This window comes from Mycobacterium sp. NGS17, assembly GCF_059813205.1.
In genome coordinates this window covers 142,959-158,787 of record NZ_JCALED010000007.1, presented here as the reverse complement: position 1 = coordinate 158,787, position 15,829 = coordinate 142,959, and the positions used below count along the sequence as shown (strand labels likewise).

Annotated in this window: 16 protein-coding genes and 1 pseudogene; 11 read left to right on the top strand and 6 right to left on the bottom strand. The window is 65.7% G+C overall.

The features are described from left to right. Nucleotides 1-59 precede the first annotated feature (59 nt). Entirely contained in the window at nt 60-689 is a 630-nt protein-coding gene (locus AC5Y7E_RS16900; protein WP_499949908.1) for a TetR/AcrR family transcriptional regulator, read from the top strand. 12 nt (nt 690-701) lie between these two features. On the opposite strand, the gene AC5Y7E_RS16895 is transcribed toward AC5Y7E_RS16900, so the two are convergent. The 4 genes from AC5Y7E_RS16895 to AC5Y7E_RS16880 form a co-directional block, all read right to left on the bottom strand. Continuing rightward, nucleotides 702-1,328 carry a hypothetical protein gene (locus AC5Y7E_RS16895; protein ID WP_499949906.1) on the bottom strand — a complete coding sequence of 209 codons (627 nt, stop codon included), beginning with the start codon at nt 1,326-1,328 and terminating at the stop codon, nt 702-704. A gap of 176 nt (nt 1,329-1,504) precedes the next feature. Next, nucleotides 1,505-2,323, bottom strand: coding sequence for a mycofactocin-coupled SDR family oxidoreductase (locus AC5Y7E_RS16890; protein WP_499949904.1), 819 nt, complete (start codon nt 2,321-2,323; stop codon nt 1,505-1,507). Nucleotides 2,324-2,336: 13 nt separating this feature from the next. Further along, entirely contained in the window at nt 2,337-3,419 is a 1,083-nt protein-coding gene (locus AC5Y7E_RS16885; RefSeq protein ID WP_499949903.1) for an NAD(P)H-dependent amine dehydrogenase family protein, read from the bottom strand. Nucleotides 3,420-3,481: 62 nt separating this feature from the next. Next, nucleotides 3,482-4,270 (bottom strand): SDR family NAD(P)-dependent oxidoreductase, encoded by a 789-nt coding sequence (locus tag AC5Y7E_RS16880; protein ID WP_499916172.1) that lies wholly within the window; start codon nt 4,268-4,270, stop codon nt 3,482-3,484. A gap of 207 nt (nt 4,271-4,477) precedes the next feature. Between AC5Y7E_RS16880 and AC5Y7E_RS16875 the strand changes: the two genes are divergently transcribed. Beyond that, entirely contained in the window at nt 4,478-5,077 is a 600-nt protein-coding gene (locus AC5Y7E_RS16875; protein WP_499949901.1) for a TetR family transcriptional regulator, read from the top strand. Between the two features lie 19 nt (nt 5,078-5,096). Here the strand turns inward: AC5Y7E_RS16875 and AC5Y7E_RS16870 are convergent, their stop codons facing one another. Continuing rightward, nucleotides 5,097-6,197, bottom strand: a complete 1,101-nt coding sequence (locus AC5Y7E_RS16870) for an NAD(P)H-dependent amine dehydrogenase family protein (protein ID WP_499949900.1) — start codon at nt 6,195-6,197, stop codon at nt 5,097-5,099. A gap of 308 nt (nt 6,198-6,505) precedes the next feature. Here AC5Y7E_RS16870 and AC5Y7E_RS16865 point away from each other — a divergent pair, with 308 nt between their 5' ends. The 9 genes and pseudogenes from AC5Y7E_RS16865 to AC5Y7E_RS16825 all read left to right on the top strand — a co-directional run bounded on the left by AC5Y7E_RS16865 (nt 6,506) and on the right by AC5Y7E_RS16825 (nt 13,170). Further along, nucleotides 6,506-7,153: a hypothetical protein gene (locus AC5Y7E_RS16865; RefSeq protein WP_499916765.1), complete on the top strand. Its 648-nt coding sequence runs from the start codon at nt 6,506-6,508 to the stop codon at nt 7,151-7,153. A gap of 188 nt (nt 7,154-7,341) precedes the next feature. Beyond that, on the top strand, nt 7,342-8,880 hold the full coding sequence (locus AC5Y7E_RS16860; protein ID WP_499949898.1) for a nitric oxide reductase activation protein NorD: 1,539 nt from the start codon (nt 7,342-7,344) through the stop codon (nt 8,878-8,880). Nucleotides 8,881-8,902: 22 nt separating this feature from the next. After that, nucleotides 8,903-9,703, top strand: a complete 801-nt coding sequence (locus tag AC5Y7E_RS16855) for a CbbQ/NirQ/NorQ/GpvN family protein (protein ID WP_499949896.1) — start codon at nt 8,903-8,905, stop codon at nt 9,701-9,703. Nucleotides 9,704-9,718: 15 nt separating this feature from the next. Continuing rightward, on the top strand, nt 9,719-9,847 hold the full coding sequence (locus AC5Y7E_RS16850) for a hypothetical protein (RefSeq protein WP_011724800.1): 129 nt from the start codon (nt 9,719-9,721) through the stop codon (nt 9,845-9,847). After that, entirely contained in the window at nt 9,844-10,539 is a 696-nt protein-coding gene (locus AC5Y7E_RS16845) for a hypothetical protein (RefSeq protein WP_499916161.1), read from the top strand. Before AC5Y7E_RS16850 ends, AC5Y7E_RS16845 begins: the two co-directional genes overlap by 4 nt. A 14-nt stretch (nt 10,540-10,553) precedes the next feature. Beyond that, nucleotides 10,554-10,973 (top strand): hypothetical protein, encoded by a 420-nt coding sequence (locus AC5Y7E_RS16840; protein ID WP_499949894.1) that lies wholly within the window; start codon nt 10,554-10,556, stop codon nt 10,971-10,973. 13 nt (nt 10,974-10,986) lie between these two features. Beyond that, a pseudogene (locus tag AC5Y7E_RS16835) lies at nt 10,987-11,505 on the top strand (hypothetical protein). 10 nt (nt 11,506-11,515) lie between these two features. Further along, nucleotides 11,516-11,932, top strand: coding sequence for a hypothetical protein (locus AC5Y7E_RS16830; RefSeq protein WP_499949893.1), 417 nt, complete (start codon nt 11,516-11,518; stop codon nt 11,930-11,932). A gap of 11 nt (nt 11,933-11,943) precedes the next feature. Next, nucleotides 11,944-13,170, top strand: coding sequence for a cytochrome P450 (locus tag AC5Y7E_RS16825; RefSeq protein ID WP_499949891.1), 1,227 nt, complete (start codon nt 11,944-11,946; stop codon nt 13,168-13,170). Here AC5Y7E_RS16825 and AC5Y7E_RS16820 read toward each other — a convergent pair. Further along, complete coding sequence (locus tag AC5Y7E_RS16820; RefSeq protein WP_499949890.1) at nt 13,167-15,764, bottom strand: sugar epimerase family protein; 2,598 nt, start codon at nt 15,762-15,764, stop codon at nt 13,167-13,169. The genes AC5Y7E_RS16825 and AC5Y7E_RS16820 overlap by 4 nt on opposite strands. Between the last annotated feature and the right edge of the window lie 65 nt (nt 15,765-15,829).

The following is a 15,829-nucleotide window of genomic DNA, read 5'->3' as shown; positions in this document are numbered from 1 at the left end:
CAGTTATCGAGCGTAAAGCCAGCCTAGTTGGCAGTCAACCGTCAGTTACGCTGGGCACCATGACCGCGGTTGAGGATCGGCCGTTGCGGGCCGACGCGGCGCGCAACGTCGAGCGCATCCTGCGTGCGGCACGCGAGGTGTACGCAGAGTTGGGACCCGACGCGCCGGTCGAGGCCGTCGCGCGTCGCGCCGGCGTAGGTGAGCGGACCCTCTACCGCAGATTTCCGGCAAAGGCCGACCTGGTCCGCGCCGCCCTGGATCAGAGCATCGCCGAGGACCTCACCCCGGTGATCGACAGCGCCCGCCTCGCCAAGGACCCGCTGCTTGGTCTGACCCGACTGATCCAAGCGGCGATCTCGCTGGGGGCGCGCGAACACCACCTGCTGACCGCCGCGCGCCGGGCCGGGTCACTCACGTCCGACATCTCGGTGTCGCTCAACGCCGCGCTCGGCGAGCTCGCCCGAGCGGGCCAGCGAGCCGGCAGCATCCGCGGCGACCTCGTCACCGACGATCTGCCCCGCCTGGTCGCGATGCTCTTCAGCGTGCTGTCGACCATGGATGCGGACAGCGACGGTTGGCGACGGTATGTCGCGCTCATCATCGACGCGATATCGGTCAACGGCCGGCGGCCGCTGCCTCCCGCCGCCGCCCTGCGTTATGAGGTGCGGCCGGACAGTTGGCCCCTGTAACCGGTCGGGAGCTCAGCCGGACGGCAATCCCGCTTTGACCGCGGCCTCTTGCTTGCGCGCGAGATCGAGCATGACATCGGCCGGTGTGGGATTGCCCATGACGCAGTCGGACTCCAGGTCGACCATGGCCCGGCCCACGACGAAGACCGCCTCGGAGATCTCCATCGGGTTGGCCGGGTCGGTCCCCTGGCCGATCACCAAGAACCCCTTGGTGCCGACGTCGATCGGCTGCTGCTCCCCGTTGACCTTCTTGCCGACGACATCGCGCATGTTCGCCGCCGTCTGGTTGGCCGTGCCCGCATCGGGAAAAACCGCGATGGTGTCGATGATGGTGCGCTTGCCGTCGGGGTTTTTGAAAACCTGTCCCACGCCGGTGATGCCGCTGGGATTCTGGCTCGGCGGCCCGTCGGCCGTGGCGTTGGGGCCGATGTCGCTGGGCTTGATCAGCAGGTGGCTGTAGTCCGCCGGCGCTCCCGGCGATGCCGGCGCGCTCGCCGAGGAGCTGAACGAGGTGGCCGGCGACGAGGCCGAACCCGATGGTGCCGTGGTGTTCTTGTCCCCGCCGCAGCCCACCACCGTCGCGCTGATCAACACCGCGGTAGCCGTCATGCCAAGGGCGGACGCCCGCACCGTATTCATAAGGCTCTCCTTTGAGAAGTCAGCTATTTGTATCCCTTACCGGACGCGTAATCAGCGCGACACACGAAATTCCTTCGACGAACGAATGTCATCTGCAGCCCAGCCTATGGGCATGACGCGAGCTGGGGTAAGCGCACGCGTTTGCCAGCGGCGTGGCTTCGTTGTTCTTCGGAGTCCTAGCTGATGGTCACGCCCGCGTCGATTTTGAACTGCAGGCCCGTTACGTACCTGGACTCATCCGACAGCAGGAACAGCACCGCGTGGCTGACATCCACCGGTTCGATGGCCGGTGTGGGCATCGCGTTGACAAAGGTGGGAATCAGGTCGGGTCGTTCCTCGGAGAAGACGGCTCCAATCGACGGGGGGATCATGCCGGTCGGGCACCCGGTGGGATGCACGGAATTGACGCGCACGCACTGCGCGGCCAACTCGTTGGCCAACGCCAACGTCAGCCCCACGACACCGTGCTTGGCAGCGGTGTAAGGATGCTGCAGTGGAAAGCCTTTGATGGCGCCCGCGGAGCTGATATTCACCAGGCTGCCGCCACCTTGGTCGAGCACATGCGGGATCGCCGCCGCACACGTGTTCCAGGTTCCGATCAGGTTGACATCGACGACCGTGCGCCAGTCGTCGGGAGTTGTGGTGTTCCAAGGCCCGACGGTCAACACACCGGCATTGGCCACCGCGCCGTCCAGGCCGCCCAATTCGCTGACGCCATCATCGACGGCCTTGCGCAACGCGACATCGTCGCGGACGTCGACGATATGACTTACGCACCGCCGGCCCAATCCCCTCACCAGCTGTACCGTTTCGGCGAGATCTTCCTTTGTGGCCAGCGGATATTCGATCTGCGGCAGGGATCGGCAGATGTCGACCAAGATCAGATCGGCGCCCTCTTGCGCAAGCCGCAGTGCGTGGCTGCGCCCCATGCCGCGGGCGGCGCCGGTGATCAGAATGCGTTTTCCTACAACGCGTCCCGAGGGCGATGTCGACATACCAGGGATCCGGCTACCGTTCGGTCCACATCAGCCCGCGCATCGTCGCGGACAGCGGGATGTCCTCGACACCGATGAGCCCCTGGGGCGCACGGCACACCCAGTCGATCGCGTTGACGACGCGGCCGGCCGTCGAAATGCAGCCGGCATCAGTGGAATCGAACACAGGGTGGGAAACGTGGGTGTTGATTTCGACCCGGGGTTCGCCTTCCACGACGACGCGATGCACACCGGTATGACCCTGGGGCGGAAATTCCCAGTCGGGCGCGGCGGCCTGGGTGAGCCTGGTGACGTGCTCGAGGGTGATGACCGGCTCGCCGTCGCGGACGCCTTCGGTGGCGAACCGGACGGCGGCCATCTGCCCCGGCTGCACCGTCATCATGGTGCACTCGATGCGCTCCCGGGTGTACCAAGGTTCGACACGCTGGCGCAGGTCGTCGAGCTTGATGTCGAGGTTGTCCGCCAGACTGCGGACCTGACCGCCCCACATCGACACGATCACCCCGGGCAAGAACATCATCGGCGAGTCGTCATCCGGGGTGGTGCCGAATCCCATTGCGGCGCCGGTGAATTCGGCATCGTCGTAATTGCCGTAGTCGAAGATCTCCTGCACGGTGATCGATGACACCCGGGTGGTCAGGCTGACCGCGGAGTGCACCAGCGTATCGCCGGAGAATCCGGGGTCGATGCCGTTGACATACAGCGAGGCGTTGCCGGCCGCGCAGGCACGCTCCAGGGGCTCGCGTAACCAATCGTCGCAGTGGCGGGGCGTGACCAGCCAGACCATCGATGTACCGACCACATTCGTGCCCGCCGCGAGGAACTTGGCCATCTGCTCGATGGCTTCCATCGGGCGCGTTTCGCCCTGCGAGGTGTAAACCACGCAGTCGGCGCCCAGGCCTACCAACGCGTCGATGTCGTCGGTGGCGACGATGCCGGTCGGTTCGTGCAGTCCGCACAACTGCGCCGCGTCCTGACCGACCTTCGCCGCGCTGGAGGCGTGCACTCCGACCAGTTCGAGGTCTGGTCTGCCGATGACGGCTCGCAACGAATGCCGGCCGACGTTTCCGGTGGAGAATTGAATGACTCTGCGCATTACCCTCGTCCTTCCGGCGGTGGGTGAAGACCCATCATGGCGCGTTCACTGAAAAGCGCAGATCAGTAGTCGGGTATCGGCAGCGGAGAATTGTTCGAGTCGATGCCGCCGTCGACGTGAAAAGTCGCGTTGGTCGCGTAGCAGTCGCGGGTGCACAGATATACCGCGAGCCGTCCGAGGTCCTCGACGTCGCCCAGCCGATGCAACGGTGTGGCCTCTTGCATCTTCTCCAGCGACCCCGGCATCAGGTCCAGGCTGCCCTTCAGACCGTCGGTGGCGAAAGAACCCAAAGCAATGGCGTTGACGCGGATTTTGGGCGCGAGTTCTTGCGCCATGGCGCGGGTGAGCGCCTCGAGGCCGCCCTTCGCGACGCAATAGGCGGCCAATGCCCGGATGCCGAACCGCGCCGATCCCGACGAGATGTTGATGATTGAGCCGTGCCCCGCACTGAGCATGTGCGGGGCCGCGAGCTGACTCATGATGAAGGCCGACGTCACGCACCAGTCGAACGTATGGCGGAAATCTTCGTCGGTGATATCCAGGAATCGCGCGTAGGTGGCACCACCGACATTGTTGACCAGGATGTCGATGCGGCCGAACCGATCCATGGCGCTGTTCACCACGCGCTCCGAATCCGGACGGCTCATCGCATCCGCTACGAGCGCCAGACCCTTGCCGCCCGCGGTCTCGATACCCTCAATCGTGCCAACGATATCCGCCTCGGTACGCGCGGTCCCGACGATCGTGGCGCCCGCCTCCGCCAACACGCGCGCGATGCCCGCTCCGACACCCTTGCCGGCGCCCGTGACGATCGCGACTTGCCCGTCGAGCCGGAATTGCTCCAATGCCATGCCGGGCTCCCTCGATCAGATGTGTGCGCCGTTCAATTTATGAAGCTTGCTGACTAAAGTCAATGACCAGCCTTTGCCAGACATCTGTTACCGTCACGACGGTCCGAGAATGCTCAAGTTGTGCAAGCCTTTCTGGCCGAGACACGGCATACTGGTCGAGTTAGCCTCAAAGCTCTTACATGAGCCAGGTCAACCGTGAGGAAAGAAATGGCTGTGACGGATCGGCTGTCGGCGCGGGAAGCTAAGCGCCTGCAGACCCGGGAGCGTTTGATGGGCGCCGCGATCGCGGAGTTCGCGCGCGCCGGCATGGCCGAAGCCGACGTGGCCGCGATCGTGGCCGCGGCGGGCGTCGCCCACGGAACCTTTTTCTTTCACTTCCCCACCAAGGAACATGTGCTGCTCGAGCTGGAGCGTCGCGAAGAGGACCGCATTGCCAAGCAGTTCGCACAATCCTTGAAGTCCAAGCACGATCTGGCTTCCGCGTTGAATGAGGCGGTCCGCCTGGTGGTCGGGTTGGAACGCAGACTGGGCGATCGGCTCTTCAATGACTTTCTCGCGCTGCATTTCTCCCAGACCCGACCGCAGACCGAAGACGGCCGGGATCACCCGCTGATCGTGCTGGTCGCGCAGGAGATCGCGCAGGCCCAGGAGCGCGGCGAGACGTATCCGGATGTGAACCCCATGAACAGTGCGGTGTTCTTTTTGTTGGGTCTCTACGCCCTGTTGATCACCACCAACCACTGGCCGACGGGCCACGCCCTGCTGGAAGACTACGTGGCGAGGACATTGCGCAGCTTGAAGCCCTGACCCGCAACGCCTTTCGTGTTTAGCGCACCACGCCGAGCAACGGCACGAGGCCGAGTTCCTTGTGGGTGAGAAAGCCCGGCGCGGCATCGCAGACGGCGGGAACCGTGTTCGCCGGACCCATCGCGGTCCACGTGTAGCCCGGCTTGGGGTAGTTGCCCTGTGGGTCGGCCGGCGCCTGCAGGATCAGCTCGGTGGGTTCGTCGCCGTCGATCACGATGCGGTAGTGGTAGTGCCCGCCCCAATCCGGCTGCGGTTCGATGGCGTCGTAAGAGTCCATGGTGTACATCTCGTGGAAGGTGATGAGGGGCTTGTTGTCGACCCACGTCGTCCACTGGTGATGTTGCGAGGCGACGGTGCCTTTCTTGATCGTGCCCTTGAAGCCCGGCATGTCGCTGGACGGCCCGCCCTCATACGGGATGTCGCGAATCGCCGTTCCCAGTTCGACGTCCGTCGTGTATTTGTCGACCGTCTTCCCTAGGCCGTCGACCACCATGGCCATCGATTGCGCGAAGAGCGGCCACGCGTTGCCCAACAGATTCGGTCCCGCCCTGAACTCTTCGGGAGTACTCCCCATCCCCATCTCGTGCAGATACTTCAGCGTGTCCTTGCCGAAGTTCACCACCTCGTAGATGTGGATGGAGTCGATTCGGCTCACGATGCGAGCCAGCGTCAGAACCAGTAGGTCACCGGCAAAACCCGGGTTGACGCCCCCTGCGTGGAAAGACGTCCCGCCCTCGTGGCACGCCGCATCGATCTTGTCGATGTCGGCCTGGCTGTGCTCGGTGCGAAACCACCAGGCGCCCCCGGACGCGACGACGTTTTTGCCCGAGCGCAGCAGGCGGCAGACCTCGTCGGGATCCGACCACAAGGGCGCGTAGAACACGCAATCGGCGTCGAGCGCTTCGATTTCCGCCTTGTCGGTGGTGGCGAGCACCCCGATGGGCGCGACACCGACCAGCTCGCCGGCGTCCTTGCCCACCTTCTCCGGGCGGTTGCAGAGGACCCCGACCACCTCGTAGGCGGGGTTGTGCGCAAAATGGCGCAGTGCGATCGTCCCGACATTGCCTACGCCCCACTGGATCACGCGATACTTCTTGTCAGCCGGCGATTCGAGCGTCATTGCTACTCCTTCGGGGACCGGAAGGGCTCAGCGCTCGCTGAGCGTAGGCATCGCCGGAACTCCATGTCAACGATCCAGAGCTGACTTTTGTCAGCAGAAGGCGCCCACAGCAGCGACCTTTACTGCACAGTTCGACAGTGCTGCCAATGTCGCATCAAGCAGCGGGCGCGGGCTTGCCCGCAGTCTTCTGCTGACTACAGTCAGCCTGTTATAGTGCACACGCCGATCCAATCACCGGAGGGTTCGTGAATCTGCCGAAGCTCGAGTCAACCCGCGCCGCGCAGACGGCCCCGACCATCGACGAGCACATGGAGCGCTCGCAACTCGCGCAGCGCCGGGCCGACAGATGGCTGATCTCCGGCAGTCTGCTGATCGGCACCGCGGCCCTCGGCATCTTCGGCCTACCGCTGTTCCTCTGGGGAGTGCGGTTGCTGCGCCGCGCCCAACGCGAAGGCCTCTCGGTGCGGCCCATGCTGGTCACGTTGCTCGGCTACCTCGTGATCATCGACGCAGCGATCAACACCGTCGGATGGGCGCTCGACCTGGTGGCGAATCACACCATCCTGGCCCGCGTGCTGCTCAACGGCTGGGGCAACATGTTCGATGCCGGCTACTTCTGGCACTACAACGAGCTGTGGGTCGGCGGTGCGGCCGGCCCGGGCGAGAAGGCCTTGGAAGTCGGCCTGATCCTGACCGTCTTCACGATGCGCATCGCCGCGGCCATCGGTTTCCTGCAGATGAAGCGCTGGGGGCACCAGTGGATGGTCATCACCTGCTGGATGGGCGTGGTCATCTGGATCACCTACGTCTTCAACATGACCATGTTCGCCGACGTGCGCTTCGCCGGCGTCGTGCTGCCGGTCGTCGGCTGGTGGCTCTACGACATCTTCTACATCACCCCCTTCCTCGCCATCCCCTACCTGCACACCGTCAACCGCGAGCTCTTCTCCGACTGAAATGCGCGAGCCGAAATCCACTACGTTACAGAGGAAGTCACATCATGGGTTATCTGTGGGAGATCCTTCGCTACGTCGCCGCGTGGGGTGGCACCGGCCTGATCATCTGGTTCTGGTACTGGCTGTTTTCCAACATCGGCACGTTCTGAGCGGGGGGCCGGCTAGGCGGGACGCACGGGATTCTTGCAATGGCTGACCAATCCGATGCGCACGCGATGGCGCTGGAACGCAGTTGCGCCGTAACGGCGGTCGCGCTGAGCGAGCAGCGTCGCGAAGGCGCACGGCTCGTCACGGGCCAGCGGCGCAGCTTCGGTTTGAACGCGGCGCTCACCTTCGTCCACGTCCCCTATCCCGTGCCGCCCGACTGGACACGCCGGGTGCTGACCTGCGGTGTGGCCCTGCAATGTTCACCATCGAAGGAACGCGTCACCGGCTACCGCCTCAACGAGCTGGCCGCCCGCGAGCTGTGTGCCCTCACGCTGATCGAGGCCGGCGTGGCGCTAGGCTGGATAGCGTCGCGATGGCCCGGCCTGCTCCCCGATATTCAACGGCTCCTCCCCGACCTGCACGCCGAGGCCGGCGACCTCGACGGCGCCGAGATGCTCAATCGCGCAATAGCATTGGCGGCCAGCGGCCAGGCATTGCCGATTCATCCGCTGCTGGGCTCGTTGCCCGTGGCATACACCGCCCCGCACGGGCTGGCAGACAAGCTGCGGCGCAGCTTCGGCAGGATGCCCTGGACCACAACACAGAAGCGAATTCCGCGGCCGTACTCGGTTCCCGTCGGCGGCGACGGCGGCGTCCCCAACCCGAACCTGCCGCCACCGAACCGCCCGCAGGACAACGATCTCGACATCACGCCGGAACACCGGCCCGGGATTCCCTATCCCGAATGGAACATGTGGACGCAGCGATTCATGCGCGACCACGTCGCCCTGATTGAGCGCGCCGAGCATGCTGACGGCCCGCGGACCCGCCGGGCCGTTCCGGTGGCCGTCGACGTACGCAAGTGGTTCGAAGAGCACACCCACCGCGCGATGACCAACCGCCTCGAGGACGGCTGCGACCTGGACGTCGACCAATACGTCAACCACTACATCGACCTGTCGGCCGGTGCGGCCAAGGAGCCGAGGGTATTCCGCGACCTGCTGCCCAGCAGCCGCGATGTGACCACCGCGCTGCTGCTCGACGGCAGCTCGTCGCTGGGGGTGCATGGCGGCCGCGTGTTCCAGCTCGAATTGGCCTGCGCTGACGCGCTTTCGCGGGCCATGACGCTGGCGCGCGAACGTCACGGCGTTTTTGTCTTCACCGGCAACACCCGTCATCGCGTCGAAGTGCGATGCCTGAAGGACTTCGAAGACCGCCGGTTCGTCCCGCCCAGCCGGCTGGGTCTCTCAACCCGGGGATACACCAGACTCGGTGCGCCACTACGTCATTTGACGAGCCGGCTGCTGGCCCAGGCCTCCGAGCGGCGGCTGCTGATCGTCATCGGCGACGGCCTGATCTCCGACGAAGGTTACGAGGGTCGTTACGCCTGGGCCGACGCCGCGCACGCCGTCGAGGAGGCCAACGATGCCGGGGTGTCGATCTACTACGTGGGGGTGGGTCCCACCCGCGTCGATCCCCTGCCGGAGGTGTTCGGTCCGCTTCGGTCGCAACGCATCCGGCGTATCGAGGAGCTGCCCCGGGTACTGGCCCATGTCCACCGTGAACTGGTCGCCGCGTGAGCGCCGGCCTGGTGAGGAAGAGATGACCACCGAGACGTATTTCGCAAACGGCAACGAAGTCCAGTTGTTCGAACAGGCCTTCCGTCAACGGATTCCGGTGATGCTCACGGGCCCGACCGGGTGTGGAAAAACGCGCTTCGTCGAACACATGGGCTCACTGCTGCAACGACCCGTGGTCACCATCAGCTGCCACGACGACCTCACCAGCTCCGATCTGGTCGGCCGTTTCATGGTGACCGGCGGCGACGTGGTGTGGACCGACGGCCCGCTGACCCGGGCCGTCAAGGCCGGCGCGATCTGCTACTTGGACGAGGTCGTCGAAGCCCGGCACGACTCACTGGCGATCCTGCATTCGCTCACCGATCACCGGCGCTCGCTCTACCTCGACCGAGCCGGCGAGGTGGTGCAGGCACCGGAGGAATTCATGCTGGTGTGCTCGTACAACCCGGCATACCGCAGCTCACTCAAAGAGCTCAAACCCTCGTTCCGCCAGCGGTTCGCCACGCTGGCGATGAACTATCTGCCGCCCGACCGCGAGGCCGAGGTGATCGTCGCCGAATCCGGAATCCCCCTGACGGCCGCGACGCGGCTGGTCGGATGCGCGGTCGCAATCCGCACCGCCGACGAGGCCTTTCACTTCGAACCGCCGTCGACCAGGGTGCTGGTCACGGCCGCACAGTTGATCGCCGCCGGCGCAACCGAATTGGACGCGGCCAACGCGTGCATACTCGCGCCGCTGAGTACCGACGGCGCGGTCACCGACGGTCTACGTGAAGTCGCGGCGGCCAGCCTGGCCCCCTCGAATGCCTCCGGCAGTCGTTAGAAAGGAGCAACCGGCATGGACCGACAGGAGCAGAAGCGCAAGAGGGCGCTCATCGTCTTTCAGATCTTCATCTACGGCTACCTGCTGGCGATGTTCGGCGTCCAGCTGTACATGTCGTTCGCCCGCGGGTGGTGGGATCTGTGACTCTTGATGCCGCGCAGGCGAGTTCGGTCGGCCTCGACGATCACCACGACGAATCCCGCCGCGCCCAGCGGCACGCCGACAAGTGGATGATCGTCGGCGCCGCGCTGATGGGCATGTGGGCGCCCGGCTTGATCGGATTCCCCATTTTCATGCGCGGAGTGTGGCTGCAGCGCCAGGCGCTGCGCGCGGGCCTGTCGGTCCGGCCCATGATCGTCACGCTGATCGGTTACCTGGTACTCATCGACGGCATGCTCAACAGCCTCGGCTGGGCCCTGGACCTGGTGGCCAACCACACGCTGATCAACCGCGTGCTGATGGTCGGGTGGGGCAACATGTTCGACGCCGGCTATTTCTGGCATTACAACGAATTGTGGGTCGGGGGCGCCGCGGGGCCGGGCGAGAAGGCCTATGTCGCCGGTCTGATCCTGACGGTCTTCTCGATGCGGGTAGCCGCGGCGATCGGCTTCTTACAGATGAAGCGCTGGGGTCACCAGTGGATGGTCGTCACGTGCTGGATGGGCGTGGTGATCTGGTCGGCCTACGTGTTCAACATGACCATGTTCGCCGACGTGCGATATGCCGGTGTCGTCTTCCCGGTCATCGGCTGGTGGCTCTACGACATCTTCTACATCACCCCGTTCCTCGCCATCCCCTACCTGCACACCGTCAATCGCGAAATCTTCTCCGACTAGCAAGGAGCCGTGCCATGACTAGCCCGTCTACCACCGACGACAAAGACCCGGCCGCCGGTCTCGAGCCCGGCACCACGCCGTACTACGCCCGCATGCACAAATGGATCAAGCGCGCCGTATTGGTGTGCCTGGTGGCCCTGGTGATCGAGGGCGCCTTCACGTTGCCGTTCATGGCCGTGTACTACGGATACCCAACGCTGAGCCTCACCCAGATTTGCAGCGAGCTGCTGAAGATCCGGTACTCCAACGACACACTGGAGTGCAAGTACCCCTACCCGCCGTTCGGTCCGCCCGAGGGAGCCGAGGGCAAGGCGACCGCGCAGGATGTGTGGGGCATCCAGCCGATACCGAAGTATCACCGGCTGGGATTCCGCGAACTCGTCAAGATCCACGACGAGCGACTGGCCCGCCAGCACGCGGCGTCGCACCCATGATCGGTTTGGCGCCTTGACGTATCGGGTCGTCCAGTGGACGACGGGTAACGTCGGCAAAAGCTCGGTGAAAGCGATCGTTGCGAACCCGACGCTGGAGCTGGTCGGATGCTATGCCTGGTCGCCGGAGAAGGCCGGGCGCGATGTCGGCGAGCTGCGCGCGATCGCACCGCTGAATGTGAAGGCCAGCAACGACGTTGACATGCTGCTCGCGCTGAAGGAGACCGGAAGGTCATCGAGATCCGCGGACGCTGGCGCAAGGGTCAAACGCTGGATCCGGACTGGCCGTTGGACATGGGTTACACCATCGAGGTGCAGGGGCAGCCGACGATCAAGAACACGCTGAGTTTCCTTCCGCCGCCGGACTTTGCGGGCCAGACGCTGGACGCCTACGTCATGCTGGGGCTCACCATCACCGCGATGCCGGCGATCACCGCGATACCCGCCGTCGTCGCTGCCCCTCCCGGCATCGTCACCCTACAACGACCTGCCGCTGCTGCTGCCGCGCGGCGTGCTGCGCGCCGATTCACGATAGGAAGACCCCGATGCCCGAAGAACCCTCGCTCCACCACGTAGTGTTCGCCGTCGCGCCGGAACGACATGCCGCCGCGGCGCAGATGTTCGGCGATCTCGGATTCGTCTTCGAGCCCTTGCAGCTGGCCGAGCTAGGCCTCGACATCCACCTGGACTGGACCCGGGGCATCGAGCTGATCAGCCCGATCCCGGGATCCACCGGCGAAGTCGCCGCTTCGGTGACCGAGTTCCTAGAGCGGCACGGCGACGGCGTGTTCACCGTGGTCATCGGAGTCCCGGACGCCGCCGCCGGCGACGCCGTCGCCGAACGTTACGGCGCGACAACACGATTCCGCCAACACATGGAGGGTGAGGGCACCTACCTCGACGAAAACGACGTGTCGATCCTGGGCCTGCCGCTGACTTTCCTCGCGACCAACATTCCGTGACCGGAGACGACATGACCGTAAACGCGGCGATGCCAAGCGTTTTCGACGCCGACCTCCCGACGCTGGATTACGACATCACCGACACCGTGCACGACGTCGCCCCACGGATTCACGAGGTGCGCAAGCGGTCGCCGATCGCCATCGGGCCACTGGGACCCGAGGTACTCGGCTACGAACTCGCCCGCGGGATACTTCGCGACCCCCGGTTCGTTTTCCCGCCCGGCATGCACATGACGGCCCGCGGGATAACGTCCGGCCCGCTGTATGACCGGGTGCTCGGCACCATCCTGGGCATGGAAGGCGAGGAACATCGAAGGCTGCGCGGTCTGGTGTCCAAGGCGTTCACGCCGCGGGCGTCCGCGCGCATGGAAGACACCATCGACGCGGTGATCAACGAGTTGATCGACCGGGTCGCCGGTGCCGGACGATGCGATTTCGTCGCCGACATCGCCCGGCCCTACCCGATCCCGATCATCTGCGCGCTGCTGGGCGCGCCTTCCCAGGACTGGGAGCAGTTCTCCCTCTGGGCCGAGGACATTTTCAAGATCGTGCGGCTCGACTCCGACCTGGCGAACGAGCAGCACATCGTGATGCGGGCGTGGGACGAGTTCGACGCCTACATCGACGACATGATCGCCGAACGGCGAACCCGGTTGACCGACGACTTGATCTCCGAACTGATTCGCGCCCAGGACGACGGTGACCGGCTGAGCAACGCGGAGATGCGCATGCTGGCGTTCAGCATCCTGTCCGCCGGCACCGACACCACCCGCAATCAACTGGCCGCGTGCATGCACGCCCTGTGTGATCACCCCGCTCAACTGACGATGCTCCGCGACAATCCCGGCCTCGCGATGTCGGCCGTCGAGGAATGCATGCGCCATTCGCCGGCGGTCTGCACCACCCTGCGCACCGTCCTCGACGACGTCACCTTCGCCGGCTACGGCTTTCCGGCGGGAACCTTCATCTCGGTGAATACCTTTGCCGCAAACTGTGATCCAGAGGTCTATGCGCACCCGGACCGGTTCGACATCACCCGCGAGGACCCGCCGCCCATCTTGACGTTCGGCGGTGGCGCGCACTATTGCCTGGGCGCGAACCTCGCCCGAACGGAGCTCGCCGGAGCCCTCAAGGTCCTCGCCCGGCGCATGACCAACCCGCGTCGCGTTGCGACGGCGCGGTGGAAGCCAATGCTGGGCTTGAGCGGGCCGGCCGCGCTGGAGATGGAGTTCGACTAACTCAGCGCGTCGTCCGCGGCGAGCTCGAGCACCCGGATCTCGCCGGTGGCACCGTCGACCTCCACCATCGCTCCCTGCTTCAGCGCCTTGGTCGCGCCCTGAACGTCGACGACACAAGGAAACCCGAATTCGCGGGCCACCACCGCGGCGTGCGACATCGGACCGCCGAGTTCGGTCACGACGGCGGCGGCGTAGCAGAACGCCGCGGTGTACCCGACGTCGGTGACCTCCGCGACAAGGATCTCGCCGGGTTGCAGGTCGTCGATCGTCTCGGGCCGCACGATCCGTACCCGGCCGCGCACCCGCCCCCCGCACACGCCGACTCCACGCAGGGTGTCCCCGCTGGCCAGCGCGTCCGACGAGCTGGCGGTGGGCTGCCAGCTTCCGCTGAAGACCGTCGGCGGCGCCACCGCGACCAGCCGGCGTTGTTCGGCCCGGCGCCGGGCCACCAGCGCGCCCACATCCGCAGGGAGCGCGTCGAGTTCATCGACAAGCAGATAGAAGACGTCATCGGCGGCGGCGAAGATCCCCGCCTCGACCGACCTGCGCCCATACTCGCGAAGTAGCGTGCGTAGCAACCAGTTAGCCCGCACCACCTTGTCGCGGCGGACCTCGCGGTCACGAAGTTGCTGGGTAGCCATGGCCGCGATGGGCTTGGCGTGCAACGGAATCCGGGGCCGCCGGGCCTGCGGCGCCGGTGGCGCGCTCATCGCTTTGGTCACCATCCGAACCAGCAACTCGGGATCGTCGGCATAGCTGGTGGAGCGCATCTCGAGCTCGGCCGGACCGCGGTGCCCGATGAGCGCCAGCTCGTCGCGCAGCGCGGCATGGAATTCCGGTGCCTCGACGGCGAGCTTGTCCAGCCGGTCCCCCGGTTCGGCCAGCAGCGCCGTCACCTTCGGATCGCGCTGGGCGGCAACCACCAACCGCTGCATCGCCTCGACCGACCGCGCGCTGACCAATTCCGGCCCACCGGGCGCGGCGATGTCTCGCCCGCACAACCCACGCAGCAACACGTTGAACGCCGCGCACAGCAGGAACGAGCCCGCCGCCAGCACCCACCCGTGCACCACCTGGTCGCGGGCCAGCGAGATCAGACTCAACAACCGACGATCGTCCAGCGCGGCGAGGTTGCCATCGGTCAAGCGTTCCAGGCGATCCACGTCGACGACGAACTCGCGGGTGTCCAACCGCGCGCCCGCCGACAGGCCGATCAGGTTGACGCCGAAGACCCCGATGTTGCGGACGGTCCGCAGCTGCTTGCGAATCCGGCCAGTGTCCGAATGCGGATGATCCTCACCGAAGATCGGCAGGGCCGCCATGCTGGGACCGAAGAAACCGCTGTTGCTCACCACCGTCGTGGGTTTCACGAACGGCACCGTCTCGGCCATGAAGTGCGCGGTCGTGATAGCGCCGTACAACCGGTGGGCGAACACCGCGACCATGCGCATCGCGATCTCGCGCTGGATCGTGCCGCCGGGCCGCAGCCGCTCGGCGACGCACACGGCGCTGGCCCGCAGCCCGCGAACCGTCGCCGATGCCGACGCCGGCGAAAAGGGACCGGGCAGCGCCTCGGACAGATTCGTGGCCAGGAAGGTGGGAAAACGCGGATCGATCGGCGTGTCGAATTCCCCGTTATCCCCCGCCGCGCCTGCCCAAATGGGCTTGACGCCATCGTCGCTCGGCGCGTCGACCGAAGGTAGATCTTGGATGTTGGCCAGCCGCCACGGCAGCGATACCACCCGTTTGCCCACGGTCACCCGGCCACGCACCGCCAGCGCGAAATCCTGGACACATTCGCCGGATTCCCACGCCGGCCGGAAAGCCCATTCTTCTTGCAGCCGCGAGGTGTCCATCAGCGCAGCCCCCCGCATCAGGCGCAGCTCCGCCGGCTCGGGGCCCAGGCGCACGAGTGGGCGGCGCAGCGCAGCGGCGATTTGCCGGAAGGTCAGCTCGCCCGGGGCGGCGAGATTCACCGGGCCGCCGGCGATTTCGGCCTCCACGATGGCGCGGTTGAACAGCCCAAGCGCGTCGTCGAGGTGGACGACTTGGATGTGGCCATCTCCCGACCCGCCGGGGAACACCGGCAATGCCAGTGCGCGGCGCACCCAATTATCGACGCTTCGTCCCAAAATCAGCGCCGAACGGATCGCTACCCATTCCGCACCCGATTCCGCAAGCAGCTGCTCGGCCCTGGCTTTGAGCCGGCCTTCGACACTGGCCGGAGTCGGTACCTCGTGTTCGGCCCCAGGCGCGTCCATCCCACCGTACACATGGGCCGACGACGCGAAAACGATTCTCCTGGAGCCGGTCTCGGCCATCGCGTCGAGCACGTTGCGGGTGCCGCCGATATTGACCTCGTCGTCGTACCCGGAACCATTCGCCCACGCGCAGTGCGCGACCACATCCGCGCCGGCCACGGCGCGTCGGACAGCGCCGGCGTCACGGATGTCGGCCGCGACGAAATTCGCTGCGCTCGGCCAGCTTTCGGGACGATGTCGGGCGATCCCGGCGACATCGTGGCCCTGGCTGAGCAGCCGCGTGGCGAGGCCGCGGCCGAGTACTCCGCTGGCCCCGGTGACCGCGATTCTCACAAAACGCCCTCACTCAATTGCGCCGCTCCTCCTCATCGCTGCGCTCTGCATCGTCGACGGCGCGG